Genomic DNA, 14,815 nt, shown 5'->3' with positions numbered 1-14,815 from the left:
CCTGCGCCAGCCGGCGCCGCTCACGCCTCGAGCTGATAATCCGCCAGCCACTCGGCAACGGCCGGCCCTTTCATGGGGCGGCTGAACAGGTAACCCTGCAACGCATCGCAACCCATGTCGATCAGGAGCTGCGCCTGCTCGGCGGTTTCGACGCCTTCAGCGATCACCGTCATGCGCAATTGATGGCCGATTGCCACCACGGTATGGGCGATGGCGACGCTGCTGGCGTCCCGCGGGATGTCGCAGACGAAGGACTTGTCGATCTTCAGCTTGTCGACATGGAACTGGCGCAGGTAGGACAGGCTGGAATAGCCGGTGCCGAAATCGTCGAAGGAAAGATGCACGCCCAGTGCGGACAGCTGCTGCATCGAGTGCAGTGCGCGGTCGACGTTTTCCAGCAGGGCGCTTTCGGTCAACTCCAGTTCCAGCCGGTCGGCCGGCAAGCCATGGCGGCGCAGCGTCTCGGCCACCTGCTCGGCGAAGTTGCCGCGCTGGATCTGCTGCGCCGACACGTTCACCGCCACGAAGAAATCGCCCAGGCCGGCATCCATCCACGCGCGCGACTGGGCGCAGGCGTGATTGAGCACCCAGCCGCCAAGCTCGGGCATCAGGCCCAGGCCTTCGGCCACCGGAATGAAACGTTCGGGCATCACCAGGCCCATCTCGGGGCTGTTCCAGCGCAACAGCGCCTCGAAACCGATCACGGCGCGATCGCTGCTGCGGATTTCCGGCTGGTACACCAGATGCAGCTCGTCATGCTGCATCGCATGGCGCAGGCGGATGCCCAGCATGCGGCGGTCTTCCATGCGGCGCATGTCGTCGGTCGAGTATTCGCAGACCAGATCGCGCCCCAGTTGCTTCGCGCGCGACATGGAGGCTTCGGCGCGGCGCAGCAGGTCATTGATGTCGTGCACGCGGCCGGGATACGTGGCCACGCCCACGCTGATGGTGACCCGCACCTCGCCATCGCCCAGCGTCACCGGCTCGGCCACCGCGCGGCGCAGTTGCTCGGCCAGCACCGTCGCCTCCTCGCGGTCGATGTAGGGCAGGGCGACCACGAACTCGTTGCCGGTAAAGCGGGCCACGCGGCCGCGCGTTCCGACATGGGCGCTCAGGCGCTGCGCCAGCTCCGCGATGACCCGGTCGCCCACTTCGTAGCCCATCGCCTCGTTGACGGCGTGGAAGCGATCGATGTCGGCGAACACCAGGCTGAAGGGTTCGTCCGCCCGCTGCTCGGCGTGCTCCTGCAGCATCGTCTCGATGACCGGAAAGCGGGCCAGGCCGGTGGCCACGTCGTGGGTGGCCGCGTAGGCCAGCCGCGCCTCGGTGTCGCGATGCTCGGTAATGTCGCTGAGGATGCCGATGTAATGCGAGGTTTCGCCGCCGGGTTCGCGCACCGGTGCGAAATAAAGCTGATTCCAGAATGGCGTGCCGTCCTTGCGCTGGTCGCGCAGCACCGTGTTGCAGTCGCGTTGTTCGGCCAGCGCCCGGCGGACTATCGCGCGCTCGCTTTCGCTGCTGTCCTCGAAACCCAGTTGGCGACAGCTCTGGCCGATCACTTCCGCGGCGTTGTAGCCGGTGATGTGTTCGAATGCGTGGTTGATGAAGGTCACCGGTGCGCCCGGCTCGCGCGCGTCGGCAATCACCACGCCGTTGCCGGTGGACTGGATGGCGCGTTCAAGCAGCCGCAACTGCGCCTCGACGCGGCGGCGCTCGGTGATGTCCTGCAGGTGCGCCAGCACCGCGTTGACGCGGTGGTAGGTCAATGGATGAAACAGGCCCTCGACCTGCAACTGCCGGCCATCGCTGTGCTGGATGTCCCAGGGTTGTGCGGTGGCGGAAAACAGCTCGCCGCTCTCCAGGTCGGCCAGGAAGCGGGCGCGCTCCTCCGGGGCCAATACGGAGTCGATGTTCTGCCCGAACAGGTGCAGGGGCGACCAGCCGTATTGCACGTGCGCGGCGGCGTTCGCGTTGAGGATGGCGTGGGTGTTGCGATCGAACACCAGCAGCGGCACCGGGCTCTGCTCGAACAGCAGCCGGTGCTGCGCCTCGCTGTCGCGCAGCGCCTCCATGAAATGCATGCGATCGACGGCGTAGCGGATGCTGCGGTCCAGCCGCTCGGCATCGATCGTTCCCTTCACCAGGTAGTCGCTGGCGCCGGCCTCCATCGCGGCCACGTCCACCGCGTGGTTGCCGCGCCCGGTCAGCACGATGAAGGCGCGCGACAGGCCTTCGCGGCTTACCGCTTCGATCAGGTCCAGCCCGCTGGACGGCCCCAGCAGGTAGTCCACCAGGTAGACGTCGTGCGCGCCCTTGCGCAATTCCTCCAGGCCCTGTTGCGGCGTGGCGCACCAGTCGAACGCGTAGTGGCTGCCGGGGGCATCGTTGAGCAGGTCGCGGATGAGGACGAAATCGTCCTCATCGTCATCGACCACGAGAACCCGCAGCGGCGCCGCATTCATTCGCCGCTCCCCTGTTTCTCGGTGGGGAGCTGCACGATGTCGGTCCAGTAGCGTTCCAGCGAACGCAGCACCGCGATCAGCTCCTCGAAGCGGCTCGGCTTGGTCACGAACGAATTGGCACCAAGCTGGTAGCTGGCCAGGATGTCGAGCCGGGCGCGCGACGTGGTGAGGATGATCACCGGCAGGTGTTTCAGCCCGTCGTGTTCGCGTATCGCATGCAAGGCCTCGCGGCCATCCATGCGCGGCATGTTGAGATCAAGCAGCAGCAGGTCGGGGAGTTCGCCGTCGGGTGCGTCGATCAGCGCATTCAGGCGCGCCATCAGCTCCACGCCGTCGGGTACGAATTCCAGTTCCACCTCGACACCGCTGTCGCGAAACGCGTCGCGCATCAGCACGCGGTCGTCGGCATCGTCCTCGGCCATGAGGATGGACAGCGCGGCACGGGCTTGACTCATGAATCCACTCCCAGAAACTTTCCGTCGATAGAGGAGGCATCCTGCGGATCGGCCGGTTCTGGCGTGCTGGCCGACCCGGGCAGCATGACGATGAAGCTGGCCCCCTGTCCAGCCTGCGCCTCGGCGCGTACCGAGCCGCCGTGGCGCTCCACGATACGCCGCACGATGGCCAGGCCGATGCCGGTGCCTTCATAGACGTTGCGCGGGTGCAGGCGCTGGAACGGGGCAAAGATGCGCTCGGCGTAACTGCTCTCGAAGCCGATGCCGTTGTCGGTTATGCGCAATTCCCAGCGCGCGGCGCCCGGGGCGTCGGCATTTTCGATCCGGGTGGCGGTGATGTTGATGTGGCAGGGGCGGTCGGCGGCGCGGAATTTCAGCGCATTGGCCAGCAGGTTCTGCAGCAGCTGGCGCATCTGGGTCGGGTCGGCCTGGATCACCGGCAACGTGCCCACCTCGATCACCGCCTGCGCCTCGGCGATGCGCGTTTCCAGGTCGTCCATGACGGCGCTGAGGGTGGTCGAAAGGTCGACGGCGCTGACCGCCACGTTGCGCGTGGCCACGCGGGAGTAGGCCAGCAGGTCGTCGATCAGCGCCTGCATCCGGTGGGCGGCGTGGCCCATGCGTTGCAGGTAATCGCTGGATGACTCGTCCAACGTGGCCGACAGCCGCGACAGCAGGCGGTCGGAGAACGACTGGATCTTGCGCAGCGGCTCCTGCAGGTCATGCGAGGCGACATAGGCGAAATCCTGCAGCTCGCGGTTACGGATGCGCAAGTCGTCCATCGCCCGTGCGAGCGCCATGTCCGCCTGCTGACGCGCCGTCACGTCGCGCGCGGCACCGTAGAGCAGGCCATCGGCCGCGCTGATCGACACCCACTCCAGCCAGCGGTAGCTGCCGTCGGCGCAGCGCATCCGGGTCAGCAGGCCGTTGATCGATTCCACGCCATCAAGCTGGCGCTGGATCGCCAGTTGCGTGGGCGCCTTGTCCAGCGGATGCAGCAGGTCGATGAAGGGAATGGCCAGCATGTCCGCTTCGTCCAGGCCCAGCAGTCGGGCGTAGGCCGGGTTGGCCTGCAGGAACATGCCGCTGAGCGGATCGGCGATGCAGAACACCTCCTGCGACATCTCGAAGAACTGGTTGCGCTGCTGCAGCACGCGCCGGGCTGCCTTGACCCCGCCGATGTCGCGGAACGCCATCACCGCACCGGCCAGCTGGTTGCGGATGATCAGCGGGGTGGCGAGGTAGGCCACGTCCAGCACGCTGCCGTCGGTCAGCTTGAACGCGGCGTCATCGTCGGAGGCATGGGCCACGCCGCCGAGTATTTTCTGCAGCGTGTCGCGCATGTTGTCGGGGAGTTCGTCGCCGGTCGGCAACCGTTCGGCCGACAGCTTCAGCGTGCGCGACGCGGTGCGGTTGAGGAAGGTCGGCTGGCCATCGGCATCGACCGCCACCAGGCCTTCACCCACGCTTTCGGCGATCGCGTAGATCAGCGCCAGCTGGCTGGCCTGCGCCTGTTGCGCGTGGCGCAGTTCGCGGTGGTCTTGCAACACGGCGAAGACGCCGCGCGGTTCGCCCTGCACGATGATCGGGATGTTGACCAGATGTGCCGCGAAGCGCTGCTCGTTCGCGTCCAGCGCGGCCACGTCCAGGCGTGCGGATTCGCCGCGCGTGGCGTTGTCCAGCGCCGCTTGCACGCGCGCGCCGTCCACTGACGCAAAACTGTGCACGAAGGCCAGCCGTTGCGGCCGGTCCAGCCCCAGCAAGGCATTGGCCGCCGGGTTGCGGCGTATCACCCTGCCATCCAGGTCCAGCGCCAGCACGCCGTCGGGGTGATGCTCGAACAGCGAGCGGAAACGCTGCTCGCTCTCGCTCAGCCGGGTGAACGCGTCGGCGTGCTCGATCGCCACGCCGGTCAACGCCGCCAGCGTGTCGATGCCGCTCATCTCCGCGGCGGACGGATCGTGCGGTGCGTTGTAGTACACCGCGAACGTGCCCAGCACGGAACCATCGCGGGCCAGTACCGGCGTCGACCAGCACGCGCGCAGGTCGTGCGCCAGGGCCAACGCGGCGTAATCGCGCCACAGCGGATCGGTGGCAATGTCGGTCACCACCACGCGCTCGCCGCGCCACGCCGCGGTGCCGCAGGAGCCGGCCGCCGGACCGATCGGGGAGCCGTCGATGCCGTGGCGGAAACCAGCCGGCAGCCCGGGCGCGGCACCGTGGTGCAAGCGGCCGTCGCGCAACAGCAGGATCGAGCAGGTCGCGTCGTGGTGCGCCGTTTCGTACGCGGCCACGATTGATTCCAGCACCTGCGGCAATGCATGGCCGCGAGCGATGGCGGTGAGGATCTGCCGCTGGCGCTGCTCCAGATCCTCCGCGCGATGGAGCTCGGTGTGGTCGCGGCCGACCACGTACATGCAGTGCGATTGCTCCGACCACACGGCCGACCACTGCATGTACAGCACCTGCCCGTTGTGGCTCACGATGCGGTTGCGGAAGTTGGGGTTGGGTACGCCTTGCTGTACTTGGGCGGCGGCCGCGGCGGTGTTCTCGCGATCATCCGGATGCACGACCTCCGTGAGCGGCTTGCCCAGCAGCGACTCCGGCGCGAACCCCCAGCGCCGCTGCGCCGCGGCGCTGAGTTGCAGGAAACGGCCCTCGCGATCCAGCACGCAGATCACGTCCGGCGCGCTGTCCATCATCAATCGCGACGCCTCCAGCGCGCGCTCCAGTTCGCGGCCCTGTTCGCTCAGCCGTGCACTGTCGGCCTCCGCCCGTTGCGTGCGTTCGCGCGCCAGTGCCGACAGCCGCAAGGCAACCGCCAGCAGGCCGCCAAGGGCAAAGCCCAGCAGCAACACCAGCTGCGGTATGCGGCCGTGCTCGCCGCCCGTGCCGGGGTAGACGCTCACGCTCAACCACTGGCCGTACAGCTGCAGATCCATGCTGGCGGGAGCCTGCGCCGCGCCGTGGTCACCCTGCGTGTACAGCGTCTGGCCATGCTGGGTGATCAGCAGGCCGTGCAACCCGGGCATGGCGTCCAGCAGGCTCGGAAACAGCCGATCGAACTGGAACGCCCCCACGACGTAGCCCTGTGTCGCGTTGTCGGCGCGCACCGGCACCACGATCAACTGGCCCTGCCTGCCGTTGAGCAGCGTCAGCGGCGCGCTGAGCACGGCGCCTTCGCCGGCGTCGACCTGGTCGAAGATGCGCGCGGGCGCAAACAGCTGGCCGTCGGATCGAGCGGAGGATGTGGATGGCCGTACCAGCGTCTGTCGCATCACGTGGCCGGCGTCGGCGTAGCCCATCGCGCGCAGGCCCATCATGTCGCGGAGATAGTTCGTGGCATCCCGCGCAAAAAGCTGCTCGCGCATGGGGGCAGGCATGCCGGCCAGGCGCGACGCCAGCCGTTCGAAGGCCTCCATCCGCGAACTCATGCCTTCGTGCAGCAGGTTGGCGACGTTGTCGCGGCGGCTTTGGAGCGCATCCCATTCCAGCCGGCTTTGCTGTTGTTCCAGCGACCGCCACAACAGCAGCGACGACGCCACCGTCAGCAGGCAGATGACCGCCGGGAAAACCACGGTGCGGTAGTGGTGTTGCGATGGCGGGCGCGGATTGCTGGCGGCCAGCCCGATACCCAGCAGCAACATGCCCAGCGCCACCGGTAGCGACATTGGCGTATGCGGGCCGAGCGTACGCATGCCCGGCAGCGCGAAGATGTAGCCCACCAGCGTCAGTACGCCGGCCAGCGAAATCAGCAGGCCGCAGGCCCAGGTGGCGCTCCACCAGGCAGGGTTTCGCCGGGCGAACAGCGCGCACGTCAACCCGCCGATGGCCAGCAGCAACGACAACGCGGTGTTGGGTGCCAGTCGGCCGGGGATGGCGTTCTCGGCCTGGATCGCCTGCTGCCCCCACAGCAGTTCACCGACGACGTCGACCCGGTCGAGGTACTCCGCCAGCAAGGGCGACACCGCCAGCGGGATGCACAGCAGGCCCAGGTACCACGCCGCCAACGTGCGCCCACTGCCCAGCAGCCACAGGGCATGGCCCAGCAGCACGAAGGCCAGCGCCGTGTTGAACGCCATCGGCACCAGGAACGTTCCGCCCTGCACCAGCGCGGTGGCCTGCACCATCCAGCCCAGCAAACCCATCCAGCCCATGCCCGACAACGCGGCCGGCGCGATGGCCGCAGGCCGCGCGGGTTCCTCCAGCAACGAAGCGAACAGCCACCCGGTGCAACTGAGCGCCAGCGTCTGCAGCGCGCTGAGCAACAGGCTCATGGCCGTGTGTGGTTCGCTCCACGCCCGCAGCAGGTAGGCCAGTCCCGCAAACACGGCGACCATGGCAATACCGCGTGCCGCTGCGCGCACGGCGGCGGATGTGGTGACGGTGGCACAGATGGCGGCCGGCACGACCAGCAGCGTGATGTACCAGAGCGGCAGCCTGGCTTCGGGCACATGCCCGGCCCTGATCAGCAGCGCCGCCCACGCCGTGGCACACAGGGCGACCACCAGCCCGCCACGCCTCTGCCCGCGCGCCGTCGACCAGGCCGACAAGGCCAGCACGGCCAGCAACGCATCCAGCGCCACGCGTTCCATCGAAAAGGATCCGGCGAGCGTCGCGCCGCAGGCGTCCAGCAGCGCGAGCGCGGGCACCAGCAGTGCGCCGGTCACCGGAAACCGCAAATGCCGCCTGGCGTCAGCCATGTCATCCCCCTGATGACTCCATCATGCCGCCCGCAACGCCGCAAGGCACACCCTGCTGGTGCAACGGCAGCGATGAACCCCGGAAAGTCGCCCCTGGAATCCACCTGTCCTCGCCTGCGGCATGCAGTAAAACACGCCCGCGCCGGTACGGGAACATCGACGTGAAAGACCTCGCCGGGGGTGTTCTTGTCGCCGGGATGCGACATGTAAGCGCTTTTGTAGCTGCATCATGACTTGGCGAGCCAACACGCTTGCCCTACATTCCACATTGCCGAGAGGGGTTTTCGCGGCAAACCCACCATCCATCATCGAATACACGGAATTAATCCATGGCCAAGACGACGAACAAGACGAAGGGCGCAGCACCCAAAGCAGTGGCCAAACCTGCCGCTGCTCCGAAACCGATCAAGGAACCGTTGAACAAGTCCGGGCTGCTCGCGCACCTGGTCGAGAGCAGCGGCGTGGCTGCGAAAGATGTGCGCGCTGTGCTGGCTGCGCTGGAAGGCGCCGTCACCGCCTCCGTCAACAAGAAGGGTGCTGGCGAGTTCACCTTGCCGGGCCTGCTGAAGGTCACCGCCGTCAAGGTGCCGGCCAAGCCGAAGCGCAAGGGCATCAACCCGTTCACCAAGCAGGAACAGGTGTTTGCCGCCAAGCCTGCCTCGGTCAAGATCAAGGTGCGTCCGCTGAAGAAGCTGAAAGACGCCGCTGCCTGACGTCGGACCCTGGATGCGGCGTGCGTGATGCCGCCGCATCCGATTCGTTCCTCCCGTCGTGGGGGAAACGATTCGGAGGCGCAAACAATCTCCCTCATGGCGCCTCGTTTCAAACATGTGCGCGCAAGAATTTCCGTGCGGTAGCGCACAATTTCGTCGAATCACCCCGAAATTAATCTAGACTCGGACTTGACCCGGCGCCGACGCGATGGCGTGGCCGGGGTTCAGGGACGGGGGCTTCGATGCGTTTGCTGCGCGGCATGCTTGAACGAACGCCGGTTCCGGAGGGCCAAACCACGGCCAGCTCCGGTGACGGCGGCTCGCTGTTTCCGGTCCGCTACCGACAGCGCCTCGTTGCCGAACTGAAGCTGGATGCGGCGACCGCAAGGGGGCTGATGCGCGCCCTGCTCGATGCCTGCCGCACGTCGGACGAAAGCACGCAGATTGCCTGCCTGCAGGATTTCGCCGATGGTTTCCGGCGCACGGCGCTGATCAAGGACGTGCAGTTTTATCCGTACCTGCGTTGCGCGCTCGAGCACGACACGATGGCGATGGTCCACTTCAACGAAGTGCAGGCCGACGTGCGGCGCCACGTGCTGCGCATCGAGGCGATCCTGGTGGAATATCTCGGCGCCCCGTGGGATGCCACCTGCCGCCGCCGTTTCGTACCCGATGTGGCGCGCGCGGCAAGCCTGCTGGGCCGGCTGTTGCGACAGGAGGAGTCGACCCTGTTTCCGCTGTACCTGCCGCCCGATCAATACCGCTATCTCGGTGGCTCGGTGACGCGGGAGAACGGCGGACGGGCCGGCTGACCCGGCGCGGTCAGGGTTTGGCGATCTCGAAATCGCGTTGGATCACCGGCGCACCGTCGAGGAAGATCTCGATCCGGTATTTCCCCTCGGGCCACAGATCGGGATTGTGCAGCGTGAACGTGGTGGTGGCCGGGCCGTCGGCGGCGATCGACTGGCTGATGCTGCTGATCAACTGGCCGTCGCCCTCCAGATAGCGCCAGCGCGCGTTGAGCGTGGACTTGGCGGTCTGGCCACGCGTATCCACACTGGCATACAGCGTTTTCGCGTCGGGCGCGAAGCGCGTGCCCGGCGCGGTGATCTTGTGGGCGTCATCGACGCTCGTACCCAGCGTGAGCTGCATCACCTTGATCGCCGCGGCGGCGGCGACGCTTGCCGCCGGTGCGGGCGTCGCCGCCGTGGAGGACACCGGCGCGGGAACCACCCGCGCCACGCTGGCGGGTGCTTGCACCGTGCGGGCAGGTGCCGGTGCCGGCGCGGCTGGCGGCGTGTCGGGTTTGCCGCAGCCGCCCAGTGCCAGCAGCCACAGTGCCTGGCATGCGATGGTTGCCGCCCGGAAACGAGCCCGATCGTTCTTCATTGCCGCACCGTCCGCAGGTTGGGTGGAGTGACCGGCGTGTTGCTGCGGAACGGGTTGATATCCAGCCCGCCGCGTCGCGTGTAGCGCGCGTACACGCTCAGTTGCTGCGGTTCGCAGCACCGGCTGAGGTCGACGAAGATGCGCTCCGCGCAATGCTCGTGGAACTCGTTGTGATTGCGGAACGACACCAGGTAACGCAGCAACCCCGCGTGGTCGATCGGCGCGCCGCGGTAGGCGATCTGCACGCTGCCCCAGTCCGGCTGGCCCGTCACCGGGCAGTTCGAGCGCAGCAGATGCGACACCAGTGTCTCGGCCACCGGCGTGAGGCTGCGATCGGCATGCAGGAAATCGGCGTTCGGCGGACCGTAATCGTCGATATCGATGGCCTGGTCATCCAGCAAATGGCCGTCCATATCGTCGACCGGGTAGACCGCCGCGCGGGCGTCGCCCAGCTGCACGCCGACCACCGCGCCGGCGGCGGACGAGAGGTCACGCACCAGCGTACGGGTGAGGGTGGCCGCGTCCGCGATGCGCTCGCCGGCGAAACCGTTCAAGTACAGCTTGAAGGATTTCGATTCGATCAGCTGCGGCGACGTCGCCGGCACACGGAATTCGGCCAGCGCAACCACCGGTTTGCCGCGCGGGTCCAGCCACGACAATTCGTACGCGTTCCAGATATCCACGCCGTGGAACGGCAAGGGTTCGGCCAGGCCCAACTCCGCCCGGTTGCTGTCGCGCGGGATGGGAAACAGCAGCGCGGGGTCGTAGCGGTCCGCGTACGGCGTTTCCTTGCCCAGCGGGGAGTGTTCGGGAGAATTCATGCCGGGAAGTCTATTGATACGCGACGCAGGTGTCTCGTCGCCCCGTGGCTGCGGTTCAGCCGCGTCGCAGCAACAGATCGAGCAGGCGGCGGAACCGTTCGCCATAGGGCGGATTGAACAAGCCGGCACCGTTGAACCGCGCCTGGTGAAAAACCGGCTTCAGGTGCGAGAACGTGCGGAAACCCGCTTCGCCGTGATAACCGCCCATGCCCGATGCGCCCACGCCGCCAAATGGCAAGCCGTGCTGGGCGATGTGGTACAGCGTGTCGTTGACCGAAACGCCGCCGGCGGTCGTGCGTGTCAGCACGCGCTCGATCAGCGCCTTGTCGCTCTCGAACAGGTATAGCGCCAGCGGATGCGGGCGCGCCGCCACACTGGCGATGGCCTGGTCGATGGTGTCGTAGGGCAGCAGCGGCAGCAGCGGGCCGAAGATCTCCTCGTGCATCACCGCCATGCTGTCGTCGACCCGGCTGAGCAGTTGCGGCGGCAGCAGCCGGTGCGTGGCATCCGCTGCGGCATCGCCCAGCGGATGCACGTGGGCACCACGACCGCGGGCATCATCGAGCAGGGCGGTCAGTCGTTGGTACTGGCGGTCGGACGCGATGCTGGCGTACTGCCCGTTCTGCGCCAGTTGCGGATACATCCGCGCCATCACGCGCCGTGCCTCGGTCACGAAGTCGTCCATGCGATCGCGCGGCAACAGCACGTAATCCGGCGCGATGCAGGTCTGCCCGGCATTGACCAGCTTGCCGAACACGATGCGTTCCACCGCGTGCTCGAAGCGCGCGCCCGGGCCGATGATCGCCGGTGATTTGCCGCCCAGCTCCAGCGTCACCGGGGTGAGGTTGGCCGCCGCCGTGTGCATCACCTGATGCCCCACCGCGGTCGAGCCGGTGAACAGCAGGTGGTCGAACGGCAGCGCGGAAAACGCCTGCGCCACATCCGCCGCGCCGGTGACCACGACCACGTCGTCGGCATGGAAATGCCGCGCCACCAAGGAGGCGAACAGGGCCGAGAAGCGCGGGGTGAATTCGCTCATCTTCAACATCACGCGGTTGCCCGCGGCCAGCGCATCGACCAGCGGCCCCACCGCCAGGTACAGCGGGTAGTTCCACGGCACGATGATGCCCACCACGCCCCGCGGCTGCGGTCGCAGTTCGATGCGCGCGGGCAGAAACAGCGCGCCGGCCAGGCGTCGTCGTGGTGTCATCCAGCGCCGCCCGTGGCGCAGCGCATGGCTGATCGCCGAGAGGCTGGGGAACAGCTCCAACAGGTCGGTTTCCTGCGTCGGCCGGCGGCCGAAATCGGCGTCGATGGCGGCCGCCAGCTCCGCGCGATGGTCGCGCAGCAGCGCTCGCAGCGCTCGCAGCCGGCCCGCTCGCACCGACCATGCCGGCAGGGGATTGCCGCTTTGCGCGTGACGCATGCGCTGCAGCGTTTCGTTCAATGCGACGGGATCGGTCAAGGCATTTCCGCAGTGCTGGTGGCCATTCGTGGCGCGGCGTTTCGATGACGCCCGCGCCGCGAATGTTCGCCTCCTTTCTATCACGCCATCGTCGCGAGCCGGGTGATTCGTCGCCCCGCCGCGGGGTGTCAGACGTTGACCATGTGCATGCCCGCGTCGGTGTAACGCCGGCCGGCCACCGCTCCGGGCGAGAACACCGCGTCGATCGCGGCCAGCTCGTCCGCTTGGAGTCGCACCTGCAGCGCGCCCAGGTTCTCGTCCAGCCGGCTGCGTTTGCGGGTGCCGGGAATCGCCAGCACGTCGTCGCCCTGCGCCAGCACCCAGGCCAGCGCCAGCTGCGCCGGCGAGCAACCCTTGTCGGCGGCCAGCGCCTTCACCTTCTCGACCAGTTGCAGGTTGCGGTCGAAGTTGTCGCCCATGAAACGCGGGCTGTTGCGGCGGTAGTCGTTGGCCTCGAAATCGTCGGGGGTGCGGATCGCGCCGGTGAGAAAGCCGCGGCCCAGCGGCGAATAGGCCACCAGGCTGACGCCGAGCTTGCGACAGGCGGCGAGCATGCCGTTTTCCTGCGGGTCGCGCGTCCACAGCGAGAACTCGCTTTGCAGCGCGGCAATCGGATGCACCTTGCAGGCACGCTCCAATGTCGCGCCCGACGCTTCGCTCATGCCCAGGTAACGCACCTTGCCCGCGGTCACCAGCTCGGCCATCGCGCCCACGGTGTCCTCGATCGGCACGCTCGGGTCGACGCGGTGCTGGTAATACAGATCGATGGTGTCGATGCCCAGCCGCTTCAGGCTGGCGTCGCAGGCGGCGCGCACGTACTCGGGCCGGCCGTCGATACCGCGTGCCTGCGGGTTGCCCGGGTCGAGCACGATGCCGAACTTGGTGGCGACGAAAGCCTGCTCGCGGCGACCCTTGATCGCCTTGCCCACCAGCACCTCGTTGGTGTGCGGGCCGTACATGTCGGCGGTGTCGAGCAGGTTGAAGCCGCGCTCCAGCGCGTGGTGGATGGTGGCGATCGATTCGGCGTCGTCATGCGCGCCATAGAACGCGCTCATGCCCATGCAGCCGAGGCCGAGGGCGGAAACTTGCGGGCCGTTGCGGCCGAGGGTGCGGGTCTGCATGGCGGGGCTCCGTGGTGGAAGGTGGACGCATGATGCGCCGCCACGTTGGCCGGATAAATGGTCAATAATGGACATCACCATTCCAAAACAACCAACAATCGCCATGGACCGTCTCGAAGCCATGCGGCTGTATACGCGCATCGTGGAACTGGGCAGCTTCACCGCCGCGGCGGATGACCTCAACCTGCCGCGCGCCACCGTCACCCACGCGATCAAGCGGCTGGAGACGCGCCTCGGCGCGCAGCTGCTCCAGCGCACCACCCGCAGCGTGCGCACCACCCGCGACGGCGAAACCTATTACGGACACTGCCGACGCCTGCTGGCCGACATGGACGAGGTCGAGGCGGATTTTCGCGAGGCCGCGATACAGCCCAAGGGTCGGTTGCGGATCGATCTCCCCGCCTCGCTGGGGTGGTTGCTGGTGATCCCTGCCTTGCCCACGTTCTTCGCACGCTACCCGCAGATCGAGCTGGACATCGGCACCGGCGACCGCTTCGTGGATATGGTGCGCGAAGGCGTGGATTGCGTGCTGCGCATCGGCCATCTGGGTGATTCGGGCATGGTCGGCCGACGGGTGGGGATGCTGCAGCAGGCCACCGTGGCCAGCGCCGGTTACGTGCGCCGGCACGGCCTGCCCGAGTCACTGGCCGCACTGCAGGATGGGCATGTCGCGGTGAACTGGGTTTCGCCCAACACCCGCCGCGCCGAGCCGCTGGAGTTCATGGTCGGCCGACGCCGTCGCGAGGTCACGCTGCCCGGTTGTGTCAGCGTCAGCGGCATGGATGCCTATCGCGGCTGCTGCGAAGCGGGCCTGGGCATCGCCCAGATGACGCGCCAACGCATCGCGGAGGGATTCAAGACGGGCCGGCTGCGCGAGATCCTGCCAGCGTATCCACCGCCGTCGCTGCCCATCACCGTGTTGTATCCGCAACAGCGGCAGATGCCAGCGCGCCTGCGGGTCTTCATCGACTGGCTGGTGGAGCTGACCGCCGCGCAGTGCTGAGAGTCTTGTCGTCCATCCGGGCCTGCGGCACGTATCTGGACCACCACGGCGCGAGGCTCGGAAAACCCCTACGTTTCGCTGCGGGTTCGCCGATTGTTGCGCCCCGTGCACCTGTCCATCATCCATCGAGGATTTCGCCGCCAATCCAACCCGGCGCAATCTTTTCATCTGCAGCAAGACCGAAGTCGGCCTGCGCCCGGGTGTTCCGTTTTGGCGGTGCAAGGTCGCCCTGGTCCGTACCCGTTTCGTCGCTGTGGCCGCCACCATTCATGGAGGAAGCAAATCAATGAGTATCAAGTCGATCGTATTCATGTCGTCGCTGGCGCTGTTCGCCAGCTATGCTCCGGCGGGCTTTTGCGCCGGTGCTCCGAAGGCCGCCGATGTCATCGGAACGCCGGCACCGGGCAGCAAGTTCGCCAAGATCCAGGTGGGCATGCATTCGAAGCAGATCATGGACTTGATCGGTCCGCCGACCGACCAGAAGGTGTATATGACCGGAAAAGCCTGGATTCCCTTCCACTTCGGTGGCGACAACTCGCGCACCGAGTACCACTACAAGGGTGAGGGCGTGCTGACCTTCTCCAACGGTGGCATGGGCAACATCGGTTCCATGAAACTCATCCGGATCAAGGTCGATACCCAGGAATCCGGTTACATCCAGTGACAGCCCGCTGCGTCACTGC

General features: G+C 67.1%; 11 protein-coding genes. 4 read left to right on the top strand and 7 right to left on the bottom strand.

From position 1 onward, the window contains the following. Positions 1–20 precede the first annotated feature (20 nt). Genes ACFPK0_RS13970 through ACFPK0_RS13960 form a run of 3 tightly spaced genes read right to left on the bottom strand, consistent with a single transcriptional unit; the run spans position 21 to position 7,620 of the window. Entirely contained in the window at positions 21–2,462 is a 2,442-nt protein-coding gene (locus tag ACFPK0_RS13970) for an EAL domain-containing protein (protein ID WP_377341597.1), read from the bottom strand. After that, entirely contained in the window at positions 2,459–2,917 is a 459-nt protein-coding gene (locus ACFPK0_RS13965) for a response regulator (protein ID WP_056084539.1), read from the bottom strand. Before ACFPK0_RS13965 ends, ACFPK0_RS13970 begins: the two co-directional genes overlap by 4 nt. Continuing rightward, positions 2,914–7,620 (bottom strand): PAS domain S-box protein, encoded by a 4,707-nt coding sequence (locus tag ACFPK0_RS13960; RefSeq protein WP_377341594.1) that lies wholly within the window; start codon positions 7,618–7,620, stop codon positions 2,914–2,916. The genes ACFPK0_RS13965 and ACFPK0_RS13960 overlap by 4 nt, the downstream gene beginning before the upstream one ends. Before the next feature lie 329 nt (positions 7,621–7,949). Here ACFPK0_RS13960 and ACFPK0_RS13955 point away from each other — a divergent pair, with 329 nt between their 5' ends. Both ACFPK0_RS13955 and ACFPK0_RS13950 read left to right on the top strand, forming a co-directional pair. Then, complete coding sequence (locus ACFPK0_RS13955; protein WP_007081333.1) at positions 7,950–8,333, top strand: HU family DNA-binding protein; 384 nt, start codon at positions 7,950–7,952, stop codon at positions 8,331–8,333. A 242-nt stretch (positions 8,334–8,575) separates the two neighbouring features. Then, the gene (locus ACFPK0_RS13950) at positions 8,576–9,145 is read left to right on the top strand and encodes a hypothetical protein (RefSeq protein WP_377341592.1); all 570 of its coding nucleotides are present in this window, start codon (positions 8,576–8,578) and stop codon (positions 9,143–9,145) included. Positions 9,146–9,155: 10 nt separating this feature from the next. On the opposite strand, the gene ACFPK0_RS13945 is transcribed toward ACFPK0_RS13950, so the two are convergent. The 4 genes from ACFPK0_RS13945 to ACFPK0_RS13930 all read right to left on the bottom strand — a co-directional run bounded on the left by ACFPK0_RS13945 (position 9,156) and on the right by ACFPK0_RS13930 (position 13,129). After that, a complete protein-coding gene (locus ACFPK0_RS13945; protein ID WP_056607916.1) occupies positions 9,156–9,722 on the bottom strand; it encodes a hypothetical protein in 567 nt (188 codons plus the stop codon). Further along, a complete protein-coding gene (queF, locus tag ACFPK0_RS13940; RefSeq protein WP_377341589.1) occupies positions 9,719–10,543 on the bottom strand; it encodes an NADPH-dependent 7-cyano-7-deazaguanine reductase QueF in 825 nt (274 codons plus the stop codon). Before queF ends, ACFPK0_RS13945 begins: the two co-directional genes overlap by 4 nt. Before the next feature lie 55 nt (positions 10,544–10,598). Then, the gene (locus tag ACFPK0_RS13935; RefSeq protein ID WP_377341587.1) at positions 10,599–12,008 is read right to left on the bottom strand and encodes a coniferyl aldehyde dehydrogenase; all 1,410 of its coding nucleotides are present in this window, start codon (positions 12,006–12,008) and stop codon (positions 10,599–10,601) included. A gap of 128 nt (positions 12,009–12,136) precedes the next feature. Beyond that, a complete protein-coding gene (locus tag ACFPK0_RS13930; RefSeq protein WP_377341585.1) occupies positions 12,137–13,129 on the bottom strand; it encodes an aldo/keto reductase in 993 nt (330 codons plus the stop codon). 103 nt (positions 13,130–13,232) lie between these two features. On the opposite strand from ACFPK0_RS13930, the gene ACFPK0_RS13925 reads away from it, so the two are divergent. Further along, the gene (locus ACFPK0_RS13925) at positions 13,233–14,132 is read left to right on the top strand and encodes a LysR family transcriptional regulator (protein ID WP_377341583.1); all 900 of its coding nucleotides are present in this window, start codon (positions 13,233–13,235) and stop codon (positions 14,130–14,132) included. Between the two features lie 286 nt (positions 14,133–14,418). After that, positions 14,419–14,796 (top strand): hypothetical protein, encoded by a 378-nt coding sequence (locus ACFPK0_RS13920; protein WP_056084559.1) that lies wholly within the window; start codon positions 14,419–14,421, stop codon positions 14,794–14,796. Positions 14,797–14,815 lie beyond the last annotated feature (19 nt).

The organism is Rhodanobacter ginsenosidimutans (assembly GCF_042655685.1).
In the GTDB taxonomy this organism is placed as follows: domain Bacteria; phylum Pseudomonadota; class Gammaproteobacteria; order Xanthomonadales; family Rhodanobacteraceae; genus Rhodanobacter; species Rhodanobacter ginsenosidimutans.
This window is presented reverse-complemented; position numbering and strand designations above follow the sequence as displayed.